2 protein-coding genes are annotated in these 880 nt (G+C 43.5%); one reads left to right on the top strand and one right to left on the bottom strand.

All coding sequences use genetic code 11. From position 1 onward, the window contains the following. Positions 1 to 680, top strand: a 680-nt coding sequence (locus AC1DSE_RS35885) for an NAD(P)/FAD-dependent oxidoreductase (RefSeq protein WP_477529196.1), incomplete at its 5' end; no start/stop codon positions are given. Here the strand turns inward: AC1DSE_RS35885 and AC1DSE_RS35880 are convergent. Continuing rightward, positions 673 to 880: ATP-dependent Clp protease proteolytic subunit (locus tag AC1DSE_RS35880; RefSeq protein WP_477529195.1), on the bottom strand; the 208-nt coding region annotated here is incomplete at its 5' end. The genes AC1DSE_RS35885 and AC1DSE_RS35880 overlap by 8 nt on opposite strands.

Raw genomic sequence — 880 nt, 5'->3', positions numbered from 1 at the left:
CTTTCATACAAGCTGAAGTTGTACAGGCGGAAAGATTAAATGAGGCTTTTCTTCTGAAAACTTCGGATATGAAAACTTATCATGGTAAGAAGCTGCTTATTGCGACAGGTGTGAAGGATCGGCTTCCGAATTTGGAGATGCTTATTCCATGTTTGGGAACGAGCGTATACGTATGCCCAGACTGCGATGGATACGAAGTACGAGACCAGCCTACGATTGTTCTAGGTGCTGGAAATGCCGGAGCACAAATGGCACTAACACTTACGCATTGGACGGAGGAGCTCATTTATGTAAATCATGAGCTCACACCGATTGAAGAAGAGCTACGACTCAAGCTTGACCAAAAAAGAATCYCCTGTATAGAACAAGCCATTCAAACCGTTCTGATTGAGCGTGAACAATTTATAGGGATAATTCTTGCGGACGGTTCATCTATTTATCGTCAGCGCTGTTTTGTTGCTTTTGGCGGTAATGAGGTTCGTTCCTCCATTGCCAAACAGCTTGGAGTAGAGGTTATGGAGAACAATCATATTGTCGTTGACCCGCGTACCAAGCTTACAAGTGTCGAAGACATTTGGGCCGCTGGAGACGTAACTGCGCATTCTGAAATGTTGACCATAGCAATGGGGGATGGCAGCCAAGCGGCAATATGGATTCATAAGAGCTTATTATCTACATAGAGGTGATGACCTTGTCGATAATTCCATATTCCAATGCCTCTTCCGATGACATATAATAATCACGATCCATATCCTTTTCGATTTTCTCTATAGGCTGTCCTGTTCTTTCTGCACTAATTCGATTCAATTTAGAGCGTATATTCAAAATCCGATTTGCACTTATCGCAATATCACTAGCTTGCCCTTGGACACCGCCTTGG

Source organism: Paenibacillus sp. 01L418 (assembly GCF_056400045.1).
The sequence above is the reverse complement of the archived record's forward strand: the minus strand, read 5'-3'. Positions and strand labels throughout refer to the sequence as shown.